General features: G+C 66.4%; 28 protein-coding genes. 12 read left to right on the forward strand and 16 right to left on the reverse strand.

Going from position 1 to position 26,011, the window contains the following annotated elements; translation table 11 throughout:
• The first annotated feature begins 10 nt into the window (after window positions 1–10).
• From KBW95_RS04890 to KBW95_RS04920, 7 genes are all read left to right on the forward strand, one after another.
• Window positions 11–1,819, forward strand: a complete 1,809-nt coding sequence (locus KBW95_RS04890; protein ID WP_211523060.1) for an aminopeptidase P family protein — start codon at window positions 11–13, stop codon at window positions 1,817–1,819.
• Window positions 1,819–2,079, forward strand: coding sequence for a hypothetical protein (locus KBW95_RS04895; RefSeq protein WP_211523061.1), 261 nt, complete (start codon window positions 1,819–1,821; stop codon window positions 2,077–2,079). The genes KBW95_RS04890 and KBW95_RS04895 overlap by 1 nt, the downstream gene beginning before the upstream one ends.
• An 8-nt stretch (window positions 2,080–2,087) precedes the next feature.
• Window positions 2,088–2,834 carry an MgtC/SapB family protein gene (locus KBW95_RS04900; RefSeq protein ID WP_211523062.1) on the forward strand — a complete coding sequence of 249 codons (747 nt, stop codon included), beginning with the start codon at window positions 2,088–2,090 and terminating at the stop codon, window positions 2,832–2,834.
• A 36-nt stretch (window positions 2,835–2,870) separates the two neighbouring features.
• Window positions 2,871–3,464, forward strand: a complete 594-nt coding sequence (locus tag KBW95_RS04905; protein ID WP_211527622.1) for a DUF924 family protein — start codon at window positions 2,871–2,873, stop codon at window positions 3,462–3,464.
• A gap of 1 nt (window position 3,465) precedes the next feature.
• Window positions 3,466–4,296 carry a Rossmann-like and DUF2520 domain-containing protein gene (locus tag KBW95_RS04910; protein WP_373888755.1) on the forward strand — a complete coding sequence of 277 codons (831 nt, stop codon included), beginning with the start codon at window positions 3,466–3,468 and terminating at the stop codon, window positions 4,294–4,296.
• A gap of 16 nt (window positions 4,297–4,312) precedes the next feature.
• Complete coding sequence (locus tag KBW95_RS04915; protein WP_211523065.1) at window positions 4,313–4,690, forward strand: MAPEG family protein; 378 nt, start codon at window positions 4,313–4,315, stop codon at window positions 4,688–4,690.
• 131 nt (window positions 4,691–4,821) lie between these two features.
• Window positions 4,822–5,184, forward strand: coding sequence for a hypothetical protein (locus KBW95_RS04920; protein WP_211523066.1), 363 nt, complete (start codon window positions 4,822–4,824; stop codon window positions 5,182–5,184).
• On the opposite strand, the gene KBW95_RS04925 is transcribed toward KBW95_RS04920, so the two are convergent.
• Window positions 5,181–5,756 carry a molybdopterin-dependent oxidoreductase gene (locus KBW95_RS04925; protein ID WP_211523067.1) on the reverse strand — a complete coding sequence of 192 codons (576 nt, stop codon included), beginning with the start codon at window positions 5,754–5,756 and terminating at the stop codon, window positions 5,181–5,183. The genes KBW95_RS04920 and KBW95_RS04925 overlap by 4 nt on opposite strands.
• On the opposite strand from KBW95_RS04925, the gene KBW95_RS04930 reads away from it, so the two are divergent.
• Window positions 5,755–6,405, forward strand: a complete 651-nt coding sequence (locus tag KBW95_RS04930; protein ID WP_307727634.1) for an alpha-ketoglutarate-dependent dioxygenase AlkB — start codon at window positions 5,755–5,757, stop codon at window positions 6,403–6,405. The genes KBW95_RS04925 and KBW95_RS04930 overlap by 2 nt on opposite strands.
• Before the next feature lie 175 nt (window positions 6,406–6,580).
• Window positions 6,581–7,153, forward strand: coding sequence for a porin family protein (locus tag KBW95_RS04935; protein WP_211523069.1), 573 nt, complete (start codon window positions 6,581–6,583; stop codon window positions 7,151–7,153).
• Window positions 7,154–7,323: 170 nt separating this feature from the next.
• Here the strand turns inward: KBW95_RS04935 and KBW95_RS04940 are convergent, their stop codons facing one another.
• The 3 genes from KBW95_RS04940 to rarD all read right to left on the reverse strand — a co-directional run bounded on the left by KBW95_RS04940 (window position 7,324) and on the right by rarD (window position 10,654).
• Window positions 7,324–7,857 carry a transposase gene (locus KBW95_RS04940; protein ID WP_211523070.1) on the reverse strand — a complete coding sequence of 178 codons (534 nt, stop codon included), beginning with the start codon at window positions 7,855–7,857 and terminating at the stop codon, window positions 7,324–7,326.
• 173 nt (window positions 7,858–8,030) lie between these two features.
• Window positions 8,031–9,698, reverse strand: a complete 1,668-nt coding sequence (gene ettA, locus KBW95_RS04945; protein ID WP_211527624.1) for an energy-dependent translational throttle protein EttA — start codon at window positions 9,696–9,698, stop codon at window positions 8,031–8,033.
• A 77-nt stretch (window positions 9,699–9,775) separates the two neighbouring features.
• Window positions 9,776–10,654 carry an EamA family transporter RarD gene (gene rarD / locus KBW95_RS04950; RefSeq protein WP_211527625.1) on the reverse strand — a complete coding sequence of 293 codons (879 nt, stop codon included), beginning with the start codon at window positions 10,652–10,654 and terminating at the stop codon, window positions 9,776–9,778.
• A gap of 165 nt (window positions 10,655–10,819) precedes the next feature.
• Here rarD and KBW95_RS04955 point away from each other — a divergent pair, with 165 nt between their 5' ends.
• Both KBW95_RS04955 and KBW95_RS04960 read left to right on the forward strand, forming a co-directional pair.
• Window positions 10,820–12,697: a potassium transporter Kup gene (locus KBW95_RS04955; RefSeq protein WP_211523073.1), complete on the forward strand. Its 1,878-nt coding sequence runs from the start codon at window positions 10,820–10,822 to the stop codon at window positions 12,695–12,697.
• A 122-nt stretch (window positions 12,698–12,819) separates the two neighbouring features.
• Complete coding sequence (locus KBW95_RS04960) at window positions 12,820–13,251, forward strand: FKBP-type peptidyl-prolyl cis-trans isomerase (RefSeq protein WP_211527626.1); 432 nt, start codon at window positions 12,820–12,822, stop codon at window positions 13,249–13,251.
• Here KBW95_RS04960 and KBW95_RS04965 read toward each other — a convergent pair whose 3' ends face one another.
• From KBW95_RS04965 to KBW95_RS05005, 9 genes are all read right to left on the reverse strand, one after another.
• Window positions 13,252–13,704 (reverse strand): GNAT family N-acetyltransferase, encoded by a 453-nt coding sequence (locus KBW95_RS04965; RefSeq protein ID WP_211523076.1) that lies wholly within the window; start codon window positions 13,702–13,704, stop codon window positions 13,252–13,254. It lies immediately after the preceding gene.
• Window positions 13,705–13,726: 22 nt separating this feature from the next.
• A complete protein-coding gene (locus KBW95_RS04970) occupies window positions 13,727–14,773 on the reverse strand; it encodes a histone deacetylase family protein (protein WP_211523077.1) in 1,047 nt (348 codons plus the stop codon).
• Between the two features lie 12 nt (window positions 14,774–14,785).
• Window positions 14,786–16,384, reverse strand: a complete 1,599-nt coding sequence (gene gshA, locus KBW95_RS04975) for a glutamate--cysteine ligase (protein WP_211523078.1) — start codon at window positions 16,382–16,384, stop codon at window positions 14,786–14,788.
• Between the two features lie 75 nt (window positions 16,385–16,459).
• Entirely contained in the window at window positions 16,460–18,352 is a 1,893-nt protein-coding gene (locus KBW95_RS04980; protein ID WP_211527627.1) for a DUF885 family protein, read from the reverse strand.
• Window positions 18,353–18,410: 58 nt separating this feature from the next.
• A complete protein-coding gene (gene prmC, locus KBW95_RS04985; protein ID WP_229429549.1) occupies window positions 18,411–19,247 on the reverse strand; it encodes a peptide chain release factor N(5)-glutamine methyltransferase in 837 nt (278 codons plus the stop codon).
• Window positions 19,248–19,256: 9 nt separating this feature from the next.
• Window positions 19,257–19,730, reverse strand: a complete 474-nt coding sequence (locus KBW95_RS04990; RefSeq protein ID WP_211523104.1) for a disulfide bond formation protein B — start codon at window positions 19,728–19,730, stop codon at window positions 19,257–19,259.
• 132 nt (window positions 19,731–19,862) lie between these two features.
• Window positions 19,863–20,939, reverse strand: coding sequence for a peptide chain release factor 1 (prfA, locus tag KBW95_RS04995; RefSeq protein ID WP_211523080.1), 1,077 nt, complete (start codon window positions 20,937–20,939; stop codon window positions 19,863–19,865).
• A 93-nt stretch (window positions 20,940–21,032) separates the two neighbouring features.
• Window positions 21,033–22,304, reverse strand: a complete 1,272-nt coding sequence (gene hemA / locus KBW95_RS05000; RefSeq protein ID WP_211523081.1) for a glutamyl-tRNA reductase — start codon at window positions 22,302–22,304, stop codon at window positions 21,033–21,035.
• A gap of 79 nt (window positions 22,305–22,383) precedes the next feature.
• Window positions 22,384–23,073 carry a response regulator transcription factor gene (locus KBW95_RS05005; RefSeq protein WP_211523082.1) on the reverse strand — a complete coding sequence of 230 codons (690 nt, stop codon included), beginning with the start codon at window positions 23,071–23,073 and terminating at the stop codon, window positions 22,384–22,386.
• Between the two features lie 208 nt (window positions 23,074–23,281).
• On the opposite strand from KBW95_RS05005, the gene KBW95_RS05010 reads away from it, so the two are divergent.
• Complete coding sequence (locus KBW95_RS05010; protein ID WP_211527628.1) at window positions 23,282–23,866, forward strand: hypothetical protein; 585 nt, start codon at window positions 23,282–23,284, stop codon at window positions 23,864–23,866.
• Window positions 23,867–23,916: 50 nt separating this feature from the next.
• On the opposite strand, the gene minE is transcribed toward KBW95_RS05010, so the two are convergent.
• The 3 genes from minE to minC are packed head-to-tail and all read right to left on the reverse strand — an operon-like array spanning window position 23,917 to window position 25,812.
• On the reverse strand, window positions 23,917–24,168 hold the full coding sequence (minE, locus tag KBW95_RS05015) for a cell division topological specificity factor MinE (RefSeq protein ID WP_211521554.1): 252 nt from the start codon (window positions 24,166–24,168) through the stop codon (window positions 23,917–23,919).
• Between the two features lies 1 nt (window position 24,169).
• On the reverse strand, window positions 24,170–24,985 hold the full coding sequence (gene minD, locus KBW95_RS05020; RefSeq protein ID WP_211523084.1) for a septum site-determining protein MinD: 816 nt from the start codon (window positions 24,983–24,985) through the stop codon (window positions 24,170–24,172).
• Window positions 24,986–25,020: 35 nt separating this feature from the next.
• The gene (gene minC / locus KBW95_RS05025; RefSeq protein WP_211523085.1) at window positions 25,021–25,812 is read right to left on the reverse strand and encodes a septum site-determining protein MinC; all 792 of its coding nucleotides are present in this window, start codon (window positions 25,810–25,812) and stop codon (window positions 25,021–25,023) included.
• Between the last annotated feature and the right edge of the window lie 199 nt (window positions 25,813–26,011).

Here is a 26,011-nt window from a genome sequence, read left to right on the forward strand (position 1 = left end):
TCTCCGACCCATGTCCACCAACGACACCCGCGCCGAACGGCTGGCCCAATTGCGCAGCGCCATGGCGCGCCACGGCATCGACGCCTGCATCATCCCGTCGAGCGATCCGCACCTCTCGGAATACCTGCCCGGCCACTGGAAGGGCCGCGAATGGCTGTCCGGTTTCACCGGTTCGGTGGGCACCTTCATCGCCACCGCCGGTTTCGCGGGTGTCTGGACCGACGGGCGCTACGTGACCCAGGCCGAAACCGAGCTGGCGGGCTCAAGGATCCAGCTGATGAAGATCCCGAGCGCGGCGAGCCAGATCCACGTCGACTGGCTGGCCGCCAACGTGCACGCCGGCGGCACGGTGGCGGTCGATGCGCGCGTGCTCGGCCTGGCCGGCGCGCGCCTGCTGCAGGAAGCGCTGGGGGCGCGCGGCGTCAAGCTGCGCACGGACATCGACCTGCTCGAGGAGGTCTGGAGCGAGCGCCCGGCGCTGCCGCTCGACCCCGTGTTCGAGCACCTGCCGCCGTTCGCGACCGTGGAACGCCACGAGAAGCTGGCCGCGGTCCGCGCCGCGATGGAAGCGCATGGCGCCGGCTACCACTTCATCTCGACCCTGGACGACATTGCCTACTTGTTCAACCTGCGCGGCGCCGATGTCAGCTTCAATCCGGTGTTCCTGGCGCATGCGCTGATCGGCCGCGCCGACGCCACCCTGTTCATCGGCGAAGGCAAGGTGCCGCACGAGCTGCGCGCGCGCCTGGAGCATGACGGCGTCCACCTGGCGCCTTATGCCAACGCCGCGCACGCGCTGGAGTCGCTGCCGGACGGCGCCACCTTGCTGCTCGATCCGCGCCGCGTGACGGCCGGCATGCGCGCCGCGGTGGCGCAGGGCGTGCGCGTGGCCGAAGCCGTCAACCCGACCACCTTCGCCAAGTCGCGCAAAGTCGAATCGGAAGCGGCCAACGTGCGCGCCACCATGGAGCAGGACGGCGCGGCGCTGTGCGAGTTCTTCTCCTGGCTCGAGCCGCTGCTGGCCAACGCCGATCGCGCGCCGGTAAGCGAAGTCGACATCGACACCCAGCTGACGCAGGCGCGCACGCGGCGGCCGCATTTCATCTGCCCGAGCTTCTCGACCATCGCCGGCTTCAATGCGAACGGTGCGATCATCCACTATCGCGCCGCGCCGGAATCCTGCGCCACCATCGAAGGCGACGGCCTGCTGCTGATCGACTCGGGCGGCCAGTACCTGGGCGGCACCACCGACATCACGCGCGTGATCCCGGTCGGCACGCCGTCCGACGCTCAGAAGCGCGACTACACGCTGGTGCTCAAGGGCCTGATCAACCTGTCGGCCACGCGCTTCCCGCGCGGCATCCGTTCGCCGATGCTGGACGCGATCGCGCGCGCGCCGATCTGGGCGGCCGGCATCGACTACGCCCACGGCACCGGCCACGGCGTGGGCTACTTCCTGAACGTGCACGAAGGTCCCCAGACCATCTCGCCGTCGGCGCTGCCCGAAGCGCACACCGCGATGGAGCCGGGCATGATCACCTCGATCGAGCCGGGCATCTATCGTCCGGGACGCTGGGGCATCCGCATCGAGAACCTGGTGCTGAACCGCAGCGTCGAGACCACCGAGTTCGGCGAGTACCTGGGCTTCGAGACCCTGACCCTGTGCCCGATCGACACCCGCTGCCTCGACATGAGCATCTTGCGCCCGGATGAAATCGCGTGGCTGAACGACTACCACGCGACCGTGCGTGCGCGCCTGGCGCCGCATGTCGAGGGCGCCGCGCGGGACTGGCTGATGCTGCGCACGGAGGCGATCTGATGGCCGGCGGACGCTCCACCCGCGCCAGCTCGGCGGTCGAACGGCTGAAGAAGCGTACCGGGAACATGGGCTATTCAATGGCCCGTACCGGCGACGGCCTGTTCTTCCTGTCCGAAGCGCCGGGCGCGCCGCCGCTGTGTGCGCCGCTCGAACTGGACGACTTCGTCGCCTTCGTCAACGGCCTCGGCCCGCAGGAAGTGAAGCGGATCAGCAAACACGATCTCGCCTTCGAGAAGCAACTGGTCAAGAAGAAGCCCTAGGCGCCGCCATGAACAAGAACGAATTGCTGGCCACCTACTGGTCAGGGCCCGAGATTTTCACCAATGCGCTGATCCTGCTGCACCTGGCGGGGGCGCTGGCGCTCGGCCTGCTGGTCGGCTACGAGCGCGCCTACCACGGGCGCGCGGCCGGCATGCGCACTTATGGCCTGGTGTGCATGGCCTCGGCGGCGCTGACCATCCTGGCCGGCTATCCGGACTTCTGGTACGGCGGCGGCGCCTCCGGCTTCCTGGCCCCGGTCGACCCGACCCGCATCATCCAGGGCGTGGTGACCGGCATCGGCTTCCTCGGCGCCGGCGTGATCATGCGCGAAGGCTTCAACATCAGCGGCCTGACCACGGCGGCCTCGATCTGGGCCTCGTCGGCGATCGGCATCCTGGTCGGCGTCGGCTTCTACCTGGCCGCGATGGGCCTGGCTTTCTTCGCCTCGATGATCATGATCTACCTGAACCGCCTGGAGAGCTTCCTGCCGGCGCGCCACGCGGTGGCGGTGCGGGTGCGCTTCAAGCCCGATTTCCTGCCGCGCGAAGAGGGCCTGCGCCAGGCCGCGCTGGAGCGCGGCTACGAGATCGCCGGCAGCTCGCTCACCATCAGCAGCGAGAACGGCCGCCAGGAATGGCGCTTCGTGGCGCTGGCGCTGTCGCGCAAGTCGGGCGCGCCGCTGCACGCGCTGGCCGGAGAGCTGGCCGCTTTCGAAGGCGTGGAAGGCTTCCAGGTATCGCACGCCCGTAATTGACATCGAATAACAATACTCTCCAAAACCGGAACAGCCATGGAAGCAACAGACGTACAAGCCCAGGACGTACTCGATTTCTGGTTCCTGCCGCCTTCGCACGAAGGCCACGGCAAGCAGCGGCCAGAGTGGTTCCGCAAGGACGACAGGTTCGACGCGGCGATCCGCGAGCGCTTCGGCGCCACCATCGCCAAGGCGGTGGCGGGCGGCCTGCGCGAATGGGATGCGCTCGGCCCACGCGGCGTGCTGGCGCGCCTGCTGATGCTCGACCAGTTCACGCGCAACGCCCACCGCAACACGCCCGAGTCCTTCGCCGGCGACACGCTGGCCCTGGCCGCCGCACGCCAGCTGGTGGACTCCGGCGGGCACCTGGCACTGTCGCCGGTGGAGCGCTCCTTCGCCTACATGCCTTTCGAGCACGCCGAGGACGCGCGCATGCAGGAACAGGCGGTGGAGCTGTTCACCGCGCTGTCGAACGAGCACGCGGGCTTCGCGGAGACGCTCGACTATGCGCACCGCCACCGCGGCGTGATCGCGCGCTTCGGCCGCTTCCCGCACCGTAATGCGATCCTGGGCCGCGCCTCCACGCCGGAGGAAACCGAGTACCTGCGCCAGCCCGGCTCGGGCTTCTGAGGTGGCGCCTGCATTGAACCTGGCCGGCGCCGGCCACGTCGGGCGCGCGCTGGGCCGCCTGTTCCATGCCAGCGGCGTGTTCGCGGTCCAGGACGTGCTGACCCGTTCGGCGGACAGCGCGCGGCAGGCGGTGGACTTCATCGGCGCCGGTACGCCCGCCTCGACGCTCGCGGCCATGCGCCCGGCGCGTGCCTGGCTGCTGGCCGTGAACGACGACCAGATCGCGCCTGTGTGCGCGGCGCTGGCCGCCGCGCATGACCTGAAGGGCGCGGTGATCTTCCATTGCAGCGGCGCCAAGGCCTCCTCCGAACTGCAGGCGGCGCGCGACGCCGGCGCCCTGGTGGCGAGCGTGCACCCGATCCGCAGCTTCGCCGATCCCGACAAGGTGGCGCGCGAGTTCGCCGGCACTTTCTGCGGCATCGAAGGCGATGTGGAGGCGCTCACGCTGCTCGAACCGGCCTTCGCGGCGATCGGTGCGCGCCTGGTGGAGATCGATCCGGCTGCCAAGACCGTCTACCACGCCGCCGCCGTGTTCGCCTCGAATTACCTGGTGACGGTACTGGATGCGTCCCTGCGCGCCTACCAGGCCGCTGGCGCGCCCGAAGAGGTGGCGCGCGAGCTGGCGCGGCCGCTGGCCGAGGAAACGCTGGCCAACGTGTTCCGCCTGGGGCCGGCCGCCGCCCTCAGCGGCCCGGTGGCGCGCGGCGACTTCGCCACCGTGGCGCGCCAGCAGGCGGCGCTCACGCAATGGGACGCGCCCACCGGCCAGCTCTACGAAGCACTGGTGGCGCCGACCACCGACCTGGCCCGGCGCAAGCCGAAGCAAACCTGAATCGCAAGGAGAACATATGGTGTTGACCGCCTGGGCCTCGCTGGCCGTGCTGGGCGTGTATTTCTGGACCTGGGCGAACGCCGCCCGGGCTCGTGCGCGCTACGACGTGCCGGCGCCCTCGATGGAGGGCCCGGAAGGCTTCCTGCGCGCCCATCGCGTGCAAATGAACACCCTCGAGCAGCTGCCGCTGGTGCTCGTGCCCCTGTTCCTGTGCGGCGCCTTCCTGGGCGACGTCTGGGCCGCCGCGGGCGGCCTGCTGTGGTGCGCCAGCCGGATCCTGTACGCGCTCGGCTATGTCCGCGATCCGGCCAGGCGCGAAATGGGTTTCATTCTTGGCATGCTTGCCTGTGCTGCATTGATTGGCGGCTCAGTTGTGGGCTTATTGCTGCGCTAGAGTCAAGAAACTACAGAGAAAGATCGACAAAGTTCCCAGAGGGCAATAAGCTAGGCTGCTAATCACACAAAACATGGTCCGCGCGCCAATCGGAAAGCTTGCCGGCGCGGACCCTGGAGAAGGAGAACACTATGTTGTTTCTGAAGAGCACCAGCGTTACCAAGGCCCCAGGCATTTACGAAGTCGATGTCGCGGCCAAGCCGCCCGGCAAGACCTTTGGCGTCTTCATGGCGACCGACCCGGACAATCCGCCGCAGTCCATCCTTGCCGGCCTGGCGGAACTGGGCTTCCGCAATATCCACGAGCAGCGCTACGTCCACAAGGACAAGGGCAAGGTCCTTGACCTGCATTTCCAGAAAGACGGCACCGACCTGTTCGCCGGCTGGAAGTCGGAAGAGTGCACGGCCAACCTGGCCGCCCTCGATGCGCTGTTCGGCAATGTCGGCATCAAGCTCGCTCCGCGCGTGATGAGCCTGGCCGAAGCCTACCGTTAAGCGGCGACGTCGATGTGATACAGCGCCCAGGGACAGGCGCCGAAACGCTCGTTGAGCGGGCGCTTTGCCATTTCCGGCACCCGGTCGGCGTCGTACACCGCCCATAAGGGGCCCAGCCCGCCCAAGGGCATAGTCTTGCCGTCCAGGTGGGTGGCGACGATGAGCTTCCAGGCGCGGGCCTGGCGCATCTCCAGCGCCGCCGCATAGCCGTCCACCGCCCGCAGCACCACCTTGGCTGCATCGCCCGGCCGGGCGCCCCCCTGCGCCAGCACATCCGCCAGCAGCGGACCGCGCAGAGTATGCGGCTTGCCGTCGTATTCGAGGGTGGGGCGGATCGTCTGCGCGGGCAGGGAAGCCAGCGCGGCGAAATCCATGGCATAGGCTTGTGCGAAGTCCAGTTTCTGCTTGTGCATCATCTGGTCGAGCGCCGGATCAAGCGCGCCACGATTGCTGCGCCCTATGGCGCCGGTGATCGTCAGCAGGGCCGGGCCTTGCAGCGTGGGCTTGGCCGCGGCAAAGACGGGCGCGGCGCCGGCCAGCGCGGCGGCGCCGAGGAAGTGGCGTTTGTCCATGCGAGAATGTCCTTCCTGGGAAAGCCGCCATCATAGCCTTGAACATTGCACTATGGATTTATTTAGCGCAGGCCCCGGCCTGATGCCGATCCCGTTGCCGGACGGCGAACTCGGCTGGCTGCAGCAGCTGCCGCTGCCCTGGCCGAACGGGGATGTGCTGGCGCGCCTGATTCTCGAAACCGCCTGGCGCGAGGAAACCGTGGTCGTGTACGGCAAGCGCCACCTGCAGCCGCGGCTGAGCGCCTGGTATGGGGATGCCGCCTACCGCTATTCCGGCCTGAGCCTGGCGCCGGCGCCGTTCACACCGCTGCTGGAGGCCATCCGCGCCAGCGTCCAGCAGGTCACCCGATGCGAGTTCAACAGTGTTCTGCTGAACTACTACCGCAACGAACGCGACAGCATGGGCATGCATGCCGACGACGAACCCGAACTGGGCCCGGCGCCTGCAATCGCTTCCCTGAGTTTTGGCGCCGAGCGCACGTTCATCCTGCGCCACAAACAGACGAAAGAGACCCTGCGCCTGCGCCTCACGGACGGCAGCCTGCTCCTGATGAGGGGATCCACGCAACAGAATTGGTTGCACGGAATCAACAAAACGGCAAAACCGATTGGGCCGCGCGTGAATCTAACTTTCAGGAAGATCATTTGATCTTCTTTCTTCTTGCGCTATCTGGTATGTATTTTATCTGACCGCAAAGTCAGAACGTTACATCCGCTTACAGTTTTTACGGGTTTGGCAACGCTTTCATTTTTTGTCAATGCTATCTTGGCCCTATTGCGATTCATTGGGAATCGCGAACCAAGTAACAAGAAGAGGATCCGTAATGAACAAGCTTATCGTTGCACTGATCGCGTCCGTCGCGGCGATGTCCGCCGCTCATGCCCAGCAAGACACCCCGCGCGCCTATGTCGGCGTGGGTGTGGCCAGCGCCGACCACCAGAATTCCCTGCCGGGCGCCACCAGCGTCGATGCCGACGGCTACAAGGCCTCGGGCAAGATCTTCGGCGGCTATGACTTCAACCGTACCTGGGGCGTCGAAGCCGGCTACACCGATTTCCGCAGCTCGAACGTGACCTATTCGCTCGGCGGCGTGCCGGGCAGCGGTGAAACGAAAGGCCATTCGCTGTATGTGGCGGGCAAGGCGAGCATGCCGATCAACGAGCAGTTCCTGGCGTATGCCAAGCTGGGCGTGTCGCGCAACAAGAACGAGCTCGAGACCGTCAATGCTGTGATGAACCGCAGCCACAGCAAGACCGAGGCATATGGTGCGCTGGGGCTGCAGTACAACATCAACCAGGATGTTTCCCTGATTGCTGAGTACGAGCGCTATGGCAAGAGCAAGGACTTCGGCGCGAAGCCGAATGTGTGGACGATCGGGGCGAAGTACAGCTTCTGATTGGACTGCGGTTCAAGCGAAAAAGGCCCTGCGGGGCCTTTTTCTTTTTTGAGCGGATGCAGACATGGTCGTAAGAGTCACCCTCAACTTCCCCGTCGTCCCCGCCTTCGCGGGGAGTCATTGCCGCCAGTGGCGGGAATGACGTTTTGAAGTGAGTGGTGCTAACGGAGCTAAAGCCGCGCCAGCACCATTCCCTGCGGCCTTGTCACCCACGGCGGCACGATCAGCTCCGCCTCCGGCTGCGCATGCCCCGCCGACAGGAACCGGTGCAGCGACGACCACGGCCACTCGCGCGGCGCCACGCAGTGCCCATGGCGTACGGCATCCGTGTGCACGTAGTCCACCAGCGCCTTGTAGTCCTGGTCTTCCTGCACCCGGTAATGCCGGTAGTGCCGCTCCCACACCGCCCCATCGCTTGCATCCGCCATGCCGGCCTTGCGCAAGGCTTTCGAGAATGCGATCTTGACCGCGCGCCAGCGGCTGGAGCAGTCGTGGTCGCCCGGGGGCAGGGTCCAGATCGTATGCGCGTGGTTCGGCAGCACCACCCAGGCGTCGACGTGGAAGGGCTTGCGCACGCGCGCCAGCCGCATCGCTTCGCCAAACGCGGAAATGTGCTCGGTCAGCAGGGCGCTGCCACGGTCTAGAAGGCGCACCGTGAAAAAGAACGTCCCGCCAGGGACGCGGTTGTCGCGGTAATCTGTCATGGGTATGTTTAACGCCCGGCAGCCGTAGCGACGGCAAGGCAGGACCAGGCGCTTGCACGGCCTCGTCCTCGGGAATTCTACACACGAAGCCACGATCCCCACGTTCCGTTTCCGGGCGTAAAAAAGCCCGCGCAGTGACTCCCTGCGCGGGCTTTTCTTTAGGAAACAAGCATTTAGGTCGTCAGTGGCTTGTAGCGGATACGCTTCGGCTTGGCGCCTTCCTCGCCCAGGCGCTTTTTCTTGTCGGCTTCGTATTCCTGGTAGTTACCGTCGAAGAAGGTGACTTGCGAGTTGCCTTCGAAGGCCAGGATGTGGGTCGCGATGCGGTCCAGGAACCAGCGGTCGTGCGAGATGACCATCACGCTGCCGGCGAATTCCAGCAGGGCGTCTTCCAGCGCGCGCAGGGTTTCCACGTCCAGGTCGTTCGACGGTTCGTCCAGCAGCAGGACGTTGCCGCCTTGCAGCAGGGTCTTGGCCAGGTGCAGACGGCCGCGTTCGCCGCCCGACAGGTTGCCGACCACCTTCTGCTGGTCCGCGCCCTTGAAGTTGAAGCGGCCCAGGTAGGCGCGCGACGGCATCTCGAAGCGGCCGACGCTCAGCATGTCGGCGCCGCCGGTGACGTCCTCGAACACGGTCTTGTTGTTGGCCAGCTCGTCGCGGCTCTGGTCGACCAGCGAGACCTTGGCGGTCTTGCCGATCACGACTTCGCCGCTGTCCGGCTGTTCCTTGCCGGCGATCATCTTGAACAGGGTCGACTTACCGGCGCCGTTGGGGCCGATGATGCCGACGATCGCGCCCGGCGGCACGGTGAAGGACAGGTTGTCGATCAGCAGGCGGTCGCCGAAGGCCTTCGAGACGTTCTTGAACTCGATGACTTCGTTGCCCAGGCGCTCGGCCACGGGGATGAAGATCTCCTGGGTCTCGTTGCGCTTCTGGTATTCGAATTCGCTCAGCTCGTTGAAGCGGGCCAGACGGGCCTTGGACTTGGCCTGGCGCGCCTTCGGGTTCTGGCGCGACCACTCGAGTTCCTTCTGCAGGGCCTTCTGGCGCGCCGATTCGGTCGCTTCTTCCTGCTTCAGGCGCGCCTGCTTCTGGTCCAGCCAGGACGAGTAGTTGCCCTTCCAGGGGATGCCCGAGCCGCGGTCCAGTTCCAGGATCCATTCGGCGGCGTTGTCGAGGAAGTAGCGGTCGTGGGTGATGCCCACCACGGTGCCCGGGAAGCGCAGCAGGAACTGCTCCAGCCACTCGACCGATTCGGCGTCCAGGTGGTTGGTCGGTTCGTCGAGCAGCAGCATGTCCGGCTTGGACAGCAGCAGCTTGCACAGCGCCACGCGGCGCTTCTCGCCGCCCGACAGCACGGCGATCTTCTGGTCCCAGGGCGGCAGGCGCAGCGCGTCGGCGGCCATTTCCATCTGCAGGTTCAGGTTGCCGCCGTCGGCCGCGGCGATGATCGATTCCAGGCGCTCCTGTTCCTTGGCCAGGGCGTCGAAGTCCGCGTCTTCTTCCGCATAGGCGGCGTACACGGCTTCCAGCTTGGCCTGGGCTTCGAAGGCTTCGCCCAGGCCCGATTCGACTTCCTGGCGCACGGTTTTTTCCGGATCGAGCTGCGGTTCCTGCGGCAGGTAGCCGATGTTCAGGCCCGGCATCGGGCGCGCTTCGCCCTGGATGTCGGTATCGATGCCGGCCATGATCTTCAGCAGGGTCGACTTGCCCGAGCCGTTCAGGCCCAGCACGCCGATCTTGGCGCCCGGGAAGAAGGACAGCGAGATGTCTTTCAGGATCTGGCGTTTTGGCGGGACGATTTTGCCCACGCGGTTCATGGTATAGACGTAATTGGCCATGCTTTAACTCTGGTGTTGTTTAAGGTGCACAGGATACGACAGAACCCGTTTCGCACACAGGATTTATTGGTGCCGCATCAAGCTTTATTCGCCACGCGGCTGCGCCACAGGCCTTCGCCGCCGAACAGGGCCAGCGCGGACCAGATCAGGACGAAGCCTGCCAGGCGGTCGGCGCTGAAGGCTTCGTGGAACAGCCACACGCCCAGCAAAAACTGGATGGTGGGCGACAAATACTGCAGCAGCCCCAGGATCGACAGCGGGATCTGGCGCGCGCCGCTGGCGAACAGCAGCAGCGGAATCGCGGTGATCGGACCGGCCAGGATCAGCAGCAGGCGGGTGGTGTCCGACGGCGCGTTGATGAAGGCATTGTCGCCGGTATAGCTCAGCCAGCCGATGTAGACGGCCGCCACCGGGAACAGCAGCATGGTTTCGAAAGACAGGCCTTCGAGCGCGCCCAGCGCGGCGGTCTTGCGCAGCAGGCCGTAGCCGCCGAAGGTGGCGGCCAGGAACAGCGCGATCCAGGGCACCGAACCCGATTGCCAGGTCAGCCAGGCCACGCCCAGCGCCGCCAGCCCGATCGCACCCCATTGCGCGGGACGCAGGCGCTCCTTCAGGATCACGTAGCCGAACATGATGTTCACCAGCGGATTGATGAAGTAGCCGAGGCTGGCCTCGATCACGTGGCCGTTCTTGACCGCCCAGATATAGGCCAGCCAGTTGGCGCTGAGCAGGAAGGCGGAAGCCAGGAAACTGCCCAGCACGCGCGGCTGGCGCGCCAGCGCCAGCCATTTCCACTGGCGCCGCACGGCCAGGACGATCAACAGGAAGCCAAGCGACCACAGCACCCGGTGCATCAGGATTTCCAGCGGCGGCACCTCGCCGATCGCGTGGAAATACAAAGGAAACAGCCCCCAGCACAGGAAGGCGAGGGTGGCGGACAGGATACCGGAGCGCATGGGAAGGGAGGGGCGATTGCTGAGCTGCCATTATCCCCGATGCGCACGAACCCTGCTGGCGCGGCGCAAATTTGCGCAGGTGTATGATGCAGGACGAAATGTTCTTGCAATTTTCTTGTCGATATTTTATGGTGCGCCGCACCAGAACAAAAACATGGTGCAATCTTGACGTCCGAGAACAAGAAAAGCAGCCTGGCCGCGCTGACCCTGGCCGCGGTAGGCATCGTCTACGGGGATATCGGTACCAGCCCTCTCTACACCCTGCGGGCCATCTTCGACCAGGAGCATGGCCTGCCCCTCAACACGCCGAACATCCTCGGCATCGTGTCCCTGATCTTCTGGAGCCTGACGATCATCGTCTCGCTCAAGTACGTGACCCTGGTCCTGCGCGCCGACAACCGCGGCGAAGGCGGGATCATGGCCCTGATGGCGCTGGCCACCAACTCCGTCACCAGGCACTCGGCCTGGCACTTCCCGCTGCTGGTGATCGGCGTGCTGGGGGCCACCATGTTCTACGGCGACAGCGTGATCACGCCGGCGATCTCGGTGCTGGGCGCGATCGAAGGCCTGGAAGTGGCGGCGCCCGGCATGTCGCACTACGTGGTGCCGATCGCGGTCGTCGTGCTGCTGGTCCTGTACAGCGTGCAGCGCCACGGCACCGCCGGCATCGGCCGCTTCTTCGGCCCCATCATGCTGGTGTGGTTCATCGCCCTGGCCGTCATGGGCGTCATCAACATCATCGAGGCGCCGGTGATCCTGCGCGCGCTCAACCCGTGGGAAGCGCTGCGCTTCATGTTGGAAAACAAGCTGCTGGCCTTCGTGGCGCTGGGCGCGGTGGTGCTGGCGATCACGGGCGCCGAGGCGCTGTACGCCGACATGGGCCACTTCGGCAAGAAGCCGATCCGCATGGCCTGGTTCATGATCGCCTTCCCGGCGCTGGCGCTGAACTACCTGGGCCAGGGCGGCCTCCTGATCATGCAGCCGGACGCCGTGGACAATCCTTTCTTCCACCAGCTCGGCTCCTGGAGCGTGATTCCGCTGGTGATCCTGTCGACCATGGCGGCGGTGATCGCCTCGCAGGCGACCATCTCGGGCACCTATTCGATGACCAAGCAGGCCATCGCGCTGGGCCTGCTGCCGCGCATGCGCATCCTGCACACGTCGGAAAGCGAGATCGGCCAGATCTACATCCCGGCCGTGAACTGGCTGCAGCTGTGCGTGGTACTGATCGCCGTGATCGGCTTCGGTTCCTCGGACGAACTGGCCGGCGCCTACGGCATCGCGGTGACCGCGACCATGATGGCCACCACCATCCTCACTTTCTTCGTCACGCGCTACCGCTGGCGCCTTCCGCTGGCCGTGTGCCTGGGCGCGACCGGCTTCTTCTTCGCGATCGACATCATGCTGTTCTCGTCGACCACGCTCAAGCTGTTCCACGGCGGCTGGTTCCCGCTGCTGCTGGGCACGGTGCTGCTGACCCTGATGCTGACCTGGAAGCGCGGCCGCGAACTGGTCTTCGAGAACCTGGAAAAGCACGCGATCCCGCTGGACGCCTTCATGGAATCGCTGTTCGTCGCGCCGCCGGTGCGGGTGCCGGGGACCGCCCTGTTCCTGCGCGGCGAAAGCGACGGCGTGCCGCACGCGCTGCTGCACAACCTGGTGCACAACAAGGTGCTGCACGAGCGCGTGGTGTTCCTGACCGTGCACATCCGCGAAGAACCCTGGGTGCCGCCGCAGGAGCAGGTGAAGATCGTCGAGCTGGGCCACAACTGCTACCAGCTCAACGTCCAGTACGGCTTCAAGGACGAGCCGGACATCCCGGGCATCCTGCGCCAGTGCGCCGACCTCGGCTTGGGCTTCGAGATGATGGAGACCTCGTTCTTCATCGCGCGCCAGACCGTGATCTCGACCCCGGGCCGCGGCATGGCGCCATGGCGCGAGCATTTGTACGTGATGATGTCGAGGAATGCCCGTGCGGCGGCGGACTACTACCAGATCCCGCCCAACCGCGTGATCGAATTGGGCACGCAGATCGAGATCTGAGCGGAATTACAAATCGCCGACAAAATCCGCACATTTTCATGGAATTGATGAGGTAAGGTGCAAAGTTTCTCGTAGCAAACTTTGCTTCGAAATTTTTTCACCTTATCTCGTCGAGGATTTCCATGAAACTGAAGTTCCCCCTGATCGCCGCTTTCGCCGCCATGCTCGCCCTGACCGCCTGCGGCGGCGGCGATTCGGCCGGCACCAATATTCCCGTCAGCAGCCCGGCCACCCTGGTCAAGACCGACAACGTGGTCGGCACCGGCGCCGAAGCGGTCACCGGCAAGACCCTGACCCTGAACTATACCCTGTGGCTGTACAAGGCCGAGGCAAGCGACTTCAAGGGCACCCAGCTGGAGTCGAACCCCTACACCCTGAAGCTGGGTACGACCAATGTGATCCAGGGCTTCGCGCAGGGCGTGACAGGCATGAAGGTGGGCGGCAAGCGCACCGTGCTGGTGCCGTCCAGCCTGGCCTACGGCCCGACTGGCGGCAACGGCATCCCGCCGAATTCGGGCCTGGTGTTCGAGATCACCCTGAACAAGGTCGAGTGATCAGCGCAGCATGTCGATGTGCATGATGCCGTCTTCGTCGTAAGGGGCGGAGACGGTTTCGAAGCCGAAGCCCTGGTAGAACTTTTCCAGGTATTGCTGGGCCCCGATGCGGATGCGGTGGCCCGGGTAGAGCGCTTCGGCGCATGCGATGCCGCGCGCCAGCAGCTGGCGGCCGGCGCCGGTGCCGCGCGCGGCCTGGGTCGTGATCACGCGGCCCAGCGACATCTCGTCGTACTTGGCGCCCGGCGCCAGCACGCGCAGGTAGGCGGCCAGCTCGCGCTTGCCGTCCACGGTGCGCCAGCCGAGCAGGTGATGGGCCTCGAGGTCATAGCCGTCGATGTCCGGATACAGGCAGGTCTGCTCCAGGATGAAGATGTTCTGGCGCTGGGCCAGCACCTCGTAGAGGTCTTTGTTGGACAGGTCGGTAAAGCTGGAGAATTGCCAGTCGAGCATGGAAGTCGGACTCAAAAAATAATCATTCGGTAGCGGTCTCGAAGCCTTCGAGCACGTTCACGATGTGCGTGCCCAGCTCCGGGGCCGCGTCGCCGCCCTCGAGGATGAAGGCGGTGGGCAGGCCCAGGTGGGCGATGCGTTCGCCGATGCGCAGGAAGTCGCCTCCCTGCAGCCGGAAGCGCGCCTCCGGCGCCGTGCCGAAGGCGGGCGCGCCTAGCGAGACCACCAGCGCCTCGGCGCGGAACATGGCCAGCTTGACGCAGGCCGTCTCCAGCGCCGCGAACCACTCGGCGCTTCCCGCGCCCGCCGCCAGGGGCAGGTTCATCGTCGCGCCCAGCCCGGCGCCCACGCCCGTTTCGTCGGCATGGCCGCTGTACCAGGGATAGGCGCCGCGCGGGTCGGCATGCAGCGACAGGAACAGCACGTCGCCGCGGCCGTAGAAGATCGCCTGGGTGCCGTTGCCGTGGTGGTAGCCGAGGTCCAGGATCGCCACGCGTCCCAGGCCGTCGTCCAGCAAGTGCTGGGCGGCCAGCGCCGCATTGTTCAGGAAGCAGCCGCCGCCGAAGAAGTCCGCGCCCGCATGGTGGCCGGGCGGACGCGTGAGCGCGAAGCTGCCGCGTTCTCCCATGCGCAGCGCATGCGCGGCGTTCACGGCGCAGTCGGCCCCGGTCTTGGCGGCCAGCCAGGTGCCGGCGGTGAGCGGGGTCGCATTGTCCATTGCGTACAGGCCGAAGCGGGCGTCGAAGCTGTCCGGTTCGATGTCCATGCGCACCGGCCGCGGCGGCCAGGCCGAGGGAAAGGCGTCGCGCGCCGCGTTGGCGGCATCGAGCGCCGTCCACTCGCTCCAGGCGCTGCGCAGGAAGTGCAGATAGCGCGGGCTGTGCACGCGCTCGAGCGACACCAGGGGTACGCCGTGCGGCGTGACGATGCGGCCCAGCCCGCGCCGCTCGCATTCCTTCAGGACGAAGGCGGCCCGCTCAGGCTGTTCCGGACACGGCGCCAGCTCGCCGCGCACGAAGGCGAAGCGTCCCGCATGCTGGGCATGGTGTTCGTTGTAAAAGGTGAGCAAGGCATCCCCGGATCAGTGGTGATTGCCGCACAGCGTACTGCTGTTGTAGGCCGCGACGAAGTCGTCGAAGCTGCCGGTGTCCGAGGCCTCGATGGTGGCCTGCTCGGCCAGCGAGGCCGCCGCCATCTCGTCGAACAGGGCCGCTTCGGCCGGCATCAGGGGGCTGTCGCGGAAGGTGGCCGCATGCAGCTCGCTCTGGCGCAGGCCGAAGGCGGCGGCCGAACCGAGGGCGCGCACTTCTTCCAGCACGCGCGCCGACGGCGTCAGCGAGGCATCCGCGACCTTGGCCTTCTGCAGGTTCAGCGACGACTCGTGCACGCCGCCTTCGTTGTGCTGGTCGTCGAGCAGCTGGGCCACCGGGCGGATGCGTTCGATCAGTTCTTCCGCCCATTCCTTGAGCGGCACTTCACGGCCATCGCGGGTGAGGGTCAGGTCCGGGCGGCGGCCTTCCTTGACGGTGCGCGCGAAGTTGCGCGCGTGGATCGCGCCGTCGTGGGCGCTGATCAGGGGGCTCTCGTCCAGGGCGCAGAACAGCAGGAAGGCGTCCAGGAAGCGGCCGGTCTCCAGGGCGATGCCGATCGGCTCGAAGGGGTCGACGTCCAGGCAGCGCACCTCGATGTACTGCACGCCGCGGTTGCACAGCGCCTGCACCGGACGCTCGCCGGTGCGGATCACGCGCTTGGGACGGATGGTCGAATAGTATTCGTTCTCGATCTGCAGCACGTTGGTCGAGAGCTGGATCCACTCGCCGTCCTTCTTGGTGCCGATCGCGGCGTAGGGTGCATAGGGGCGGTTGACCGCGTCCATCAGGCTGGTGACATAGCTTTCCAGGCTGTTCTCGTGCGGGCACAGGCCGGACTGGGCGTCGTTCTGGTAGCCCAGGTCGCTCATGCGCAGGCTGGTCGCATAGGGCAGGTAGAGCGTGTCGTCCGACAGCCGCTCGAGCTGGTGCGGGCGGCCGCGCAGGAAGCTGGTGGTCAGGGCCGGGGTGGCGCCGAACAGGTACATCAGGAGCCAGGCGTAGCGGCGGAAATTGCGGATCATCGCAATATAGCTCTCGGACTGGAAGTCGCGCAGCGCGTTGCGGCGTTCTTCAAGGATGCCTTCGTTTTCCGCGAACAGCTTCCACAGCTTTTCCGGCAGCGAGTAGTTGTAGTGGATGCCGGCGATGCACTGCATCGCCTTCCCGTAGCGCAGGGCCAGGCCGCGGCGGTAGACGTGCTTGAGCATGCCCAGGTTGGATTTGCCGTACCAGGCGATCTCGATCTCTTCTTCCGACGGCAGCTCGCCCGGCATCGACACGCCCCACAGCATCTCGTCGCCCAGCTTGGAGTAGGCGTAGCGGTGGATGGCGTCCAGGCGGTGCAGGGCCAGGCCGATGTCGTGCTCGGCCGGGGTGATGAATTCCAGCAGGGTCTCCGCGTAGTCGGTCGTGATCTGCGGATGGGTCAGTGCCGACCCCAGCGCCACCGGATGGGGAGTGCGGGCGAGCTGACCTTGTGGGTCCACGCGCAGGGTTTCGCGTTCGATGCCACGCAAGCCCTGGCCCAGCAGGGCGCGATGTTCGTCGTCGTCGAGCAGGGCCAGTCGGCGGTTGAATTGGTTCGACACGGGGTTTCCTTTCTTATACTGCCAGTGCGGTGGTGCAGAGAGTAACCGAAAACCGGCAAGTTCGCCGACCGCCCCTCATTCCTGCTTCTGGCCGGGGTTGGCGCTCCCAGCGGGAGGCTTGGCGGCAGGAGCCGGGGGAGGTGCGGCGGCAGGGGCGACCGGTGCGGCGGCAGGCGTCGCGGCAGCGTCGGCGGGCCGGGTTTCGGCGGCGATCCAGCGCTCGACCTGGCGCTCGAGGAGGGGCAGCGGCAGGGTGCCGCCGCCCAGCACCGCGTCGTGGAAACGGCGCAGGTCGAAACGTTCGCCCAGGGCCGCCCTGGCCTTCTTGCGCAGCGCCAGGATGCGCAGCTGTCCGATCTTGTAGCTGAGGGCCTGGGCCGGCCGGGCGATGTAGCGGTCGACCTCGGCCTCGTTGTCGGCGGGCGGATTGGCGGTGTTGGCGTTCAGGTAATCGACGGCCTGCTGGCGCGACCAGCCCAGCGCGTGGATGCCGGTGTCGACCACCAGACGCGCGGCGCGGAAAGCCTGCTCGTTGAGGTGCCCGAACAGCGAGAACGGGTCCTGGAAGAAGCCCAGTTCCGGGCCCAGGCCTTCGGCATAGGTGGCCCAGCCTTCGCCGAAGGCCGGGAACCAGCCGTGGCGCCGGAAGGCGGGCAGCTCGAGTTCCCTGGCGCGCGCCACCTGCAGGTGGTGGCCGGGCAGGCCCTCGTGCAGGGCGATGGTGTCGACCTGCCAGATCGGCCGCGCCCCCAGGTCCGCCACGTTGACCACCAGGGCCGCGCTGCGCTGTTCGCTGCCGGCCTCGTAATAGGCGGCCGGCTGGCCGGCCCCCGCCGCCGTCATCGGCTTGACCGCCAGGCCGGCGGAAGGCGGCGTGCCGACCACCTTGGGCAGCTTGTTTTCCGCGCGTGCGAGGGCGCGCCGGTAGCGTCCCAGCAGGGTCTCGGCATCGGGAAAGAACAGGCGCGGATCGGTGCGTGCGAACACCAGGAACCTGGCGGGGTCGCCGCGAAAGCCGGTGCGCGGCACCAGCGCCGCCACTTCGAGGCGCAGGCGCGCCACTTCCTTCTGGCCGATCGCATGGATCTCCGCCGGCGTCAGTTCCGTGCTGGTGGACTGGCGCACCAGGAGGGCGTACCAGGCCGCGCCGTTCGGCAGGCTGGAGGCGCCGATGCTGTCGCGCGCCAGCGGCAGGTAGTCGGTGCGCAGGAAGTCTTCCAGCTTGCGCAGGGCCGGCGCGGCGCTGTCGTTCAGGGCCGCCGCGCCGGCCGCCAGCAGTTCTTCGCGCACCTCGGGCGCGACCGCTGCGGGGATGCGCTTGAACGGGGCGGCCAGCGCGCCGTCCTGCAGGCCTTCGCGCAGGCTGCGCAGCGCGTCCGGCACGCCGCGCAGCACCGTCTTGGGCATAGGCCAGCCCGCCTTCAGGCCGGCGCGCAGCTGTTCGACCAGGCCGTCCACGTGGGCGGGCAGGGCCTTCAGGCGCGCGATATAGGCGCGGTAGTCGTCTTCGCCGGCGAAGGGCATCTGCGCCACCAGCCGCGGCAGCTGGACGTGCAGGCCGTCGTAGGCGGTGAGCGGCTGCGGATCGAAGGGAAGGAGGGCGCCGGCGGCCAGGCGCTGCTGCTTGTCCAGCACGAACAGGTCGTACGAGACCAGTGTCTGGCCTTCCAGGCGGCTGCGGTCGATCTCGCGCGCCGCCTCCAGCATCTCGCGCTCGTGCTCGAGGGCGGCGGCGCGCGCGGCCAGGCTGGTGTCGGAGAGCAGGGCGTTGTGGCGCTGCTCTCCCAGGCCGGTCGCGCGTTCGGGGGCGCGGCGCAGCTGCCATTGCCAGTCGCGCTCGAACAGCTTTCTTGCCTGCTCGGCTGCGGAAGGAGCCGGCGTGGCGGGCGTCGGGGGATCGGCTTCCGGCCCGACGGCGGCGCAGGCTAGGGGCGCGAGCAGGGCGAGAGTGGCGAACAGGTGACGCATGCGGGCTCCGGGGTTCGGGCTGGCCATTGTAACAAGGCCACCGTAAGCCTCGCGCTCTTCAGGCGCCGCAGCGTCCGCCGCTGACGCGCTCGATGCCTGCCAGGTCGCGCCAGCTCTGGACCTCGGTGAAGCCGCGCGCGGCCAGCAGGGCGCGCACGGCCTCGGCCTGGTCGTAGCCGTGTTCGAGCAGCAGCCAGCCGCCCGGTTCCAGGTGAAGGGGAGCGCCGGCTATGATGATGCGCAGCGCCGACAAGCCGTCCGCATGGTCGGTGAGGGCGCCGGTGGGCTCGAAGCGCAGGTCGCCTTCGCCCAGGTGGCGGTCGCTTGATGCGATGTAGGGCGGGTTGGAGGCGATCAGGTCGAAGCCTTCCTCGCCCAGCGCAGCGTACCAGTCGCTGCGCAGGAAGCGCACGCGGGCGCCGTTGGCGGCGGCGTTGGCCTGGGCGATGTCGAGGGCCTCCATGCTGACATCGAGCGCGGTGACGGCGGCGTCCGGGCGCGTATGGGCGACGGCGACCGCGATGGCGCCGCTGCCGGTGCCCATGTCGAGCAGGCGCGCGCGCGGCGCCAGGCGGTCCAGCGCCAGTTCGACGATCAGTTCGGTATCGGGGCGGGGGATCAGCACGGCCGGGCTGACCCGGAACGGCAGCCCGAAGAATTCGCGTTCGCCGACGATGTAGGCGATCGGTTCGCCGTCCAGGCGGCGCTGCACCAGGCCGGCAAGCGCGGCGGCTTCCTCGCCAGTGAGCGCCCGCTCCGCCTGCGTGATCAGGGCCACGCGCGGCAGCTGCAGGGCATGGCACAGCAGGATGCGGTTTTCCAGCGGGTCGAGCGGCAGGTGTTTTTGCAGCTGGCCAAGGGTGGCGCCGGCCTGGATCATGCCTGTGTCCTTCATCTCACGCGGTCATGCCGTTTTTTTACGCACCAGCACCCAGACCAGCAGCACGGTCAGGGCCACGAACCACACGGCCGACCACTGCGGAATCGCCAGGCCCAGCACGGTGTCGGTGGCGCCTTCGCACAGGCCGTCGGCGCGGAACAGCCAGGGCAGGTATTCGGCGGTGGGGATCTTGTTGAGCATGGTCTCCATCGGGTCGATGCCGCAGGAGAAACCCGGGTTGGCGATCACGTACAGGTGCTTGCCGACCGCGTACAGTCCGCCCAGCGCCGCCAGCAGGGCCAGGATCGTGCCTTCGCGGACCTTGCCGCTGATGGCCGACACCAGGGCGCACACGCCGATGGCCAGGAACATGTAGCGCTGGATCACGCACAGCGGGCAGGGCCGCATTTCCATGATGTGCTGCAGGTAGAGGGCGACGGCGATCAGCGCGAAGCAGATCGAGGAAATGGCGAACAGGACCTGGCGCGAGGTGGGCATAATTGGCAGCATGCGGTGCTTTCTCTGGGCGTGGTTCAAGATGAAATCGGGGGCATTCTCGCACGAACCCGGCGCGTCTGCCCGCGCATATTTTCAGTCTAGCAACTTAACCTTTGCTTAACTTCATACGCCTCAATCGCCCAGCGCCGCCAGCTGCTCGGCCTGGTGCTCGGCGGACAGCGCATTGGTCAGGTCGGCCAGGTCGCCGTCCATGATCATGTCGAGCTTGTACAGGGTCAGGTTGATGCGGTGGTCGGTCAGGCGTCCCTGCGGGAAGTTGTAGGTGCGGATGCGTTCGCTGCGGTCGCCCGAGCCGATCAGGCTCTTGCGGGTGGCGGCTTCCTTCGACTGCTGCTCGCGCAGCTGCACGTCCTTGATGCGCGCGGCCAGCACCTTCAGGGCCTGGGCCTTGTTCTTGTGCTGGCTGCGGTCGTCCTGGCACTCGACCACGATGCCGGTCGGCAGGTGGGTGATGCGTACCGCCGAATCGGTCTTGTTGATGTGCTGGCCGCCCGCGCCCGAGGCGCGGTAGGTATCGATGCGCAGGTCGGCCGGGTTGATGTTGACGTCCTCGACCTCGTCGGCTTCCGGCATCACCGCCACCGTGCAGGCCGAGGTGTGGATGCGGCCCTGGGTCTCGGTGGCCGGCACGCGCTGCACGCGGTGGCCGCCGGACTCGAACTTGAGCTTCGAGTACACGCCGTTGCCGATGATGCGCGCGATGACTTCGCGGTAGCCGCCCAGGTCCGAGGCCGACTCCGACACGATCTCGACCTGCCAGCGGTTGCGTTCGGCGAAACGGGTGTACATGCGCAGCAGGTCGCCCGCGAACAGGGCCGATTCGTCGCCGCCGGTGCCGGCGCGGATCTCGAGGAAGATGTTGCGTTCGTCGTTGGCGTCCTTCGGCAGCAGCATTTTCTGCAGGTCCAGCTCCAGCTCCGCCAGGCGGCCTTTGCCGGATTCGATCTCTTCCTGCGCGAACTCCTTCATCTCCGGATCCGCCAGCAGTTCCTGGGCCGCCGCGATGTCGCCCAGCGCCTTCTGGTACTCGTGGTAGAGCGCGACCAGCGGCGACAGCTCGGCGTGCTCGCGGGTGAGCTTGCGGTAGTTGTCCATGTTCGCGGTCGCCCCCTCGTGCGAGAGCAATTCGTCCACTTCGACGAGGCGGTTGGCAAGTTGGTCCAGCTTGGCCAGCATGGAAGGTTTCATACGGATTCCCGGAACAAGAAGAAAGGATCGAACAGGCGCCGCGGGGCGCGGCAAGGGCGCGCGTCCCGGCGGGACACGCAAGGCGAAGCGGCGCTAACGGCGGCTGCGGAACAGCTGCGGCAGCAGGGTGGCCAGGCGGGCGCGCTCGTCGCCCTGGGCGTGGTGCAGGGCCTGTTGCGGGCCATGCAGGAACTTGGCGGCGAGGCCTTTGGACAGCGCTTCGAGCACGGCTTCGGGATCGTCGCCGCGCGCCAGCAGCTTGCGGGCGCGCTCGAGTTCCGCCATGCGCAGCGCTTCGCTCGATTCGTGCAGCTCGCGGATCACCGGCACCATGGCGCGGTCGCCTACCCAGTGCATGAAGGATTCGACGCGCGCGTCGATGATGGCCTCGGCCTGCTTGACGGCGGCCTGGCGGTTTTCCATGCCGGTCTGGACCACCTGGGCCAGGTCGTCCACGGTATACAGGAAGACGTCGTCGAGGCGTGCGACTTCCGGCTCGATATCGCGCGGCACGGCCAGGTCGACCATGAACACCGGGCGGTGGCGGCGCGCCTTGACCGCGCGCTCCACCAGGCCCAGGCCGATCAGGGGCAGGGTCGAGGCGGTGCAGGAGACCACGATGTCGAACTGGTGCAGGCAGTCGGGCAGGTCGGCCAGGCGGATCGCCTTGCCGTTGTAGCGGGTGGCCAGGGCTTCGCCGCGCTCCATGCTGCGGTTGGCGATGGTGACCGACTTCGGATTCTGGGCCGCGAAGTGGGCCGCGCACAGCTCGATCATTTCGCCGGCGCCGATGAACAGCACGTGCTGGTGGGCGATGCGGTCGAAGATGCGCTGCGATAAACGAACCGCGGCGGCGGCCATGGAGACGCTGTGGGCGCCGATCTCGGTGGTGCTGCGCACTTCCTTGGCCACCGCGAAGCTGCGCTGGAACAGCTGGTGCAGGTAGGTGCCCAGGCCGCCCGCTTCTTCGGCGGTGCGCACTGCGTCCTTCATCTGGCCCAGGATCTGGGGTTCGCCCAGCACCATCGAATCCAGGCCGGAAGCGACGCGGAAGGCGTGGCGCACGGCGTCGTGCTGGGGGAGCAGGTAGAGGTGCGGACGCAGCTCGGCGTAGTTAAGCGCATGATAATGCGCCAGGAACTGGCCGGAGGCGTCGAGGGGATTCGGCAGGTTGCTTGCCGCGTAGAGTTCGGTGCGGTTGCAGGTCGACAGGATCGCCGCTTCCTCGCCGGTCGAACCCTGGCGCGAGAACCAGGTGCGCGCCGCCTGCACCGCGCGTCCGAGCTGGTCGGGCGCGAGCGCCAGCTGCTCGCGCAGCGAGACCGGTGCGGTGGTGTGGTTCAGGCCAACGGCGAGCAGTTGCATTCGGGGACGGGGGTCGACAGGTATGCACCCATTATACCCTCAGGCCAGCAGGGTTTCAGCGGATACCGCCGAGGGGGGCTCAGGCGCCCAGCTTTTCCAGGCGGTAGCCGTAGCTGTAGACCGGCACCAGGCGGAAACCGTTCTCCGGGCGCAGGTGCAGCTTGTTGCGTACGCGCGAGACGTGGGTGTCCATGGTGCGCGAAGGGACATCGGTATCGCGCACCCAGACCGACTCGTGGATGTAGGCGCGCGACAGCGGGCGGCCGATGTTACGGAAGAACAGCAGCGCCAGCGAGAACTCTTTCTGGGTCACGTCGATGACCGAACCGTCCTTCAGCAGGCGGCCGGGACGGGTTTCGAAGACATAGGGGCCGAACTGCAGCTGCTCGGCGCTGTTCTGCGAGGGGTAGGCGCGGCGCAGCAGGGCCGAGACACGGGCCACCAGCTCGCCGCGGCGCAGCGGCTTGACCAGGTAGTCGTCGGCGCCGGCGCTGACGCCGTCGATGATGTCGTCTTCGGCATTGTTGCCGACGAGGAAGATGACCGGTGCGGTCGGCGCCAGCTTTTCCTTGGCGCGGCGCAGCACCTCGGCACCGTCGAGGTCAGGAACGTTCCAGTCCATGACCAGCATATCCGCACTGTCCTTGCGAAGCTGCCCCAGCAGCTCCTTGGCGCTATCAAACGATTGGCAGCTGTGGCCAGCAGCGCTCAGCACCTGGCAGATCAGGTCTGCCTGGCTACGGTCTTGTTCAAGAACGGCGATCTTCATGTTGACGCTTATAAAAAGTTGCCTTTGTAGGAAGTGTCCTACAAGGTTAAACCAAATATATCAGACTTTCACAAAATAGTGCTACAGATAAACACCGAATTTACATTTGCAACTACAGATCTGTTGTGTGAAAGGGACCACTAAGCAATTTCTACTATGGGAGTACACTCGAAACACGGTTTTCCAACATCTACAGCGAGGTGACGATATGTTGTTTCGACGCAAAAACAAGATCGACGAGTCGGGCCGCGTGCCCGTGACCGGAACCCAGATCGAGCAAGCGCGCCAGCGTTGCCTGCAGGTCGTGAAGAAGCGCGCGGCCATGTCGGCCGGCGTGGCGGCGATCCCGCTGCCGGGCATGGACATCCTGTCGGACGCGACCGGCTTCGCCGTGCTGGTGGACGAAGTCAACAAGGAATTCGGCCTGACCCAGGCGCAGATCGAGAAGCTGACCCCGCGCCTGCGCCGGATCGCCTATGAGGCGGCCGCTTCGGTGGGCGGCATGATGGTCGGGAAGATGGTGACGCGCAGGCTGGTGATGGGCCTGTTCAAGCGCTCGGCCGGGAAGATGGCGGCCAAGTCGACCGCCAGGTTCGTGCCGCTGGCCGGGCAGCTGGCCTCGGCGGCGATCGGCTATGCCTTGTTCAAGAAGATGGGCGACCAGCACGTGGAAGCCTGCGCCAAGGTGGCGCGTGCGCTGGAAGCGGAGACCGGCAAGGAATTCGACAATGTGTCGCCGATGCCGGCCGCGGGCAAGGGCTTCGAAGGCGAGTCGCCGATGCCGGTGATGTAAACGACGATGCCCGCGCGAGGCGGGCATCCAGTGGGAGCGCCTGAAGAAAATCAGGCGTCCGGCAGCACGACGTTCACATCGAGCACTTCCAGGTTGCCCTGGCGGTCGAGCGAGATCTTGATGTCGTCCGGGTTGACCTTGGTGTACTTCGAGATCACCTCGATCAGCTCGCGGTGCAGGGCCGGCAGGAAGTCCGGGCCGGTGCGGCTGCTGCGTTCGCGCGCGATGATGATCTGCAGGCGTTCCTTGGCGGCTGTCGCGCTCTTCTTTTTTTCCGGGAAGAGGAAATTAAGCAGCGGCATATCACTTGGCTCCGAAAATGCGCTGGAACAGGCCCGGCTTCTCGTAGTTCGTGAAGCGCAGCGGACGTTCCTCGCCCAGGAAACGGGCGACCACGTCTTCGTAGGCGTCAGCCACGTCGGTGCCCTTGAAATGGATGGCCGGGTTGCCCTGGTTCGATGCGTGCAGCACCGATTCCGATTCCGGGATGATGCCGATCAGCGGAATGCGCAGGATTTCCTGCACATCCTGGTAGGACAGCATTTCGTCGGCTTCGACGCGCTTCGGCGAGTAGCGGGTGATCAGGAGGTGTTCCTTGACCGGCTCCGAACCGCTCTGGGCGCGGCGCGACTTGGCCTGCAGGATGCCCAGGATGCGGTCCGAGTCGCGCACCGAGGACACTTCCGGGTTGGTCACGACGATCGCCTCGTCGGCGAAGGTCAGGGCCATCAGGGCGCCGTGCTCGATGCCGGCCGGCGAATCGCAGACGATGAAGTCGAAGCCCATCTTGACCATGTCGTTGAGCACGTTCTCGACGCCTTCTTCGCTCAGCGCGTCCTTGTCGCGGGTCTGCGAGGCCGGCAGGATGAACAGGTTGTCGCAGTGCTTGTCCTTGATCAGCGCCTGGTTCAGGGTCGCCTCGCCGTTGATCACGTTGATCAGGTCGTACACCACGCGGCGTTCGCAGCCCATGATCAGGTCGAGGTTACGCAGGCCGACGTCGAAGTCGATGACCGCGGTCTTGTAGCCGCGCATGGCCAGCCCGGTCGAGAAGCTCGCGCTCGAGGTCGTCTTGCCCACACCGCCCTTGCCGGACGTCACAACAATAATTCTTGCCACAAAAAAGTCCTTTTCAATATCTGTGAGTTCGGGATTCAGGCGCGCGGCGATGCCGGGCCCAGCGACTGGATGTCGATCCGGTCGCCGACCAGCCGGACCTGGGCCGGCTGGCGCGCCTGGTTGTTCGGGAATCCTTCGTCGAAGGTGCGGTAGACGCCGGCGATCGACACCAGCTCGGGCTGCATCGTCAGGGCGAAGATGCGCGCCCCGGCGTCTCCCGACGCGCCCGCCAGCGCCCGTCCGTTGAGCGGCGCATACACGTGGATGCTGCCGTCGGCGATGATTTCCGCGCCGTTGTTGACCACCGCCGTGATGATCAGGTCGCTGCCGCGCGCATAGATGCGCTGGCCGGCCCGCACCGGGGTGTCGATGATCATGGCCGTCGGGGCCGGGACGGGAGCCGCCGCCGGAGCAGGGGCCGGTTCCGCCACCGGCACCGGCGCCGCGACCGGCGCGGGAACAGGGGCAGCCGCAGCCGCCGGCGCGGCGCTCTCCGGCGCGCGCACGCCGCTCGAGCCGTCGTCCAGCGCCAGGCCGTGGGCGCGGATCGCCTCGGCCATCGCCGGGCTGGCGCCGCGCACCGCCACGGCATTGAGCCGGTATTTCTTGAGCAGCGCCACCAGGGCCGGCCAGTCGATGGCCGGGGTCTCGTGCGCGATCGCCGCCACGTCGATCACCGCGAATTCGTCTTCGAAGAAGTCGGACACGCCGCCGGTCATCTGGGTCAGGGCCGCATCGATGGCCACCGGATCGGCCGAGTGCAGGATCGTCGAGATGGCGACGACCGTGGAGATCTTGATTTCGATGGGCAGCGTGGTTTTCGGCATAAAACAGGAGTGGTTGGCGTTGCGCTCGTGCATTCTACTGTGAAATTTACAGAAAAGGTCGTCGCGGATAAATGATTCTTAGTGGAAATTGATGCTTTGCCAAACCCAAAAAATTAAGTCGCGCCATAGGCCGAAAGGCGGTTCTACAGCGGTTGTATTCTGTGAATAAGCTGATAAGATTGATTTTGCTCAAACTAGA

Origin of the sequence: Massilia sp. ZL223, assembly GCF_018119395.1 — a bacterium.
Lineage (GTDB): Bacteria > Pseudomonadota > Gammaproteobacteria > Burkholderiales > Burkholderiaceae_D > Telluria.

Bases quoted from the DNA above. Each gene is read 5' to 3' on its own strand.
- KBW95_RS04890 (WP_211523060.1), top strand. From the start codon at position 11: ATGTCCACCAACGACACCCGCGCCGAACGGCTGGCCCAATTGCGCAGC.
- KBW95_RS04895 (WP_211523061.1), top strand. From the start codon at position 1,819: ATGGCCGGCGGACGCTCCACCCGCGCCAGCTCGGCGGTCGAACGGCTG.
- KBW95_RS04900 (WP_211523062.1), top strand. From the start codon at position 2,088: ATGAACAAGAACGAATTGCTGGCCACCTACTGGTCAGGGCCCGAGATT.
- KBW95_RS04905 (WP_211527622.1), top strand. From the start codon at position 2,871: ATGGAAGCAACAGACGTACAAGCCCAGGACGTACTCGATTTCTGGTTC.
- KBW95_RS04915 (WP_211523065.1), top strand. From the start codon at position 4,313: ATGGTGTTGACCGCCTGGGCCTCGCTGGCCGTGCTGGGCGTGTATTTC.
- KBW95_RS04920 (WP_211523066.1), top strand. From the start codon at position 4,822: ATGTTGTTTCTGAAGAGCACCAGCGTTACCAAGGCCCCAGGCATTTAC.
- KBW95_RS04930 (WP_307727634.1), top strand. From the start codon at position 5,755: ATGCGAGAATGTCCTTCCTGGGAAAGCCGCCATCATAGCCTTGAACAT.
- KBW95_RS04925 (WP_211523067.1), bottom strand. From the start codon at position 5,756: ATGGACAAACGCCACTTCCTCGGCGCCGCCGCGCTGGCCGGCGCCGCG.
- KBW95_RS04935 (WP_211523069.1), top strand. From the start codon at position 6,581: ATGAACAAGCTTATCGTTGCACTGATCGCGTCCGTCGCGGCGATGTCC.
- KBW95_RS04940 (WP_211523070.1), bottom strand. From the start codon at position 7,857: ATGACAGATTACCGCGACAACCGCGTCCCTGGCGGGACGTTCTTTTTC.
- ettA (WP_211527624.1), bottom strand. From the start codon at position 9,698: ATGGCCAATTACGTCTATACCATGAACCGCGTGGGCAAAATCGTCCCG.
- rarD (WP_211527625.1), bottom strand. From the start codon at position 10,654: ATGCGCTCCGGTATCCTGTCCGCCACCCTCGCCTTCCTGTGCTGGGGG.
- KBW95_RS04960 (WP_211527626.1), top strand. From the start codon at position 12,820: ATGAAACTGAAGTTCCCCCTGATCGCCGCTTTCGCCGCCATGCTCGCC.
- KBW95_RS04965 (WP_211523076.1), bottom strand. From the start codon at position 13,704: ATGCTCGACTGGCAATTCTCCAGCTTTACCGACCTGTCCAACAAAGAC.
- KBW95_RS04980 (WP_211527627.1), bottom strand. From the start codon at position 18,352: ATGCGTCACCTGTTCGCCACTCTCGCCCTGCTCGCGCCCCTAGCCTGC.
- prmC (WP_229429549.1), bottom strand. From the start codon at position 19,247: ATGAAGGACACAGGCATGATCCAGGCCGGCGCCACCCTTGGCCAGCTG.
- KBW95_RS04990 (WP_211523104.1), bottom strand. From the start codon at position 19,730: ATGCCCACCTCGCGCCAGGTCCTGTTCGCCATTTCCTCGATCTGCTTC.
- prfA (WP_211523080.1), bottom strand. From the start codon at position 20,939: ATGAAACCTTCCATGCTGGCCAAGCTGGACCAACTTGCCAACCGCCTC.
- hemA (WP_211523081.1), bottom strand. From the start codon at position 22,304: ATGCAACTGCTCGCCGTTGGCCTGAACCACACCACCGCACCGGTCTCG.
- KBW95_RS05005 (WP_211523082.1), bottom strand. From the start codon at position 23,073: ATGAAGATCGCCGTTCTTGAACAAGACCGTAGCCAGGCAGACCTGATC.
- KBW95_RS05010 (WP_211527628.1), top strand. From the start codon at position 23,282: ATGTTGTTTCGACGCAAAAACAAGATCGACGAGTCGGGCCGCGTGCCC.
- minE (WP_211521554.1), bottom strand. From the start codon at position 24,168: ATGCCGCTGCTTAATTTCCTCTTCCCGGAAAAAAAGAAGAGCGCGACA.
- minC (WP_211523085.1), bottom strand. From the start codon at position 25,812: ATGCCGAAAACCACGCTGCCCATCGAAATCAAGATCTCCACGGTCGTC.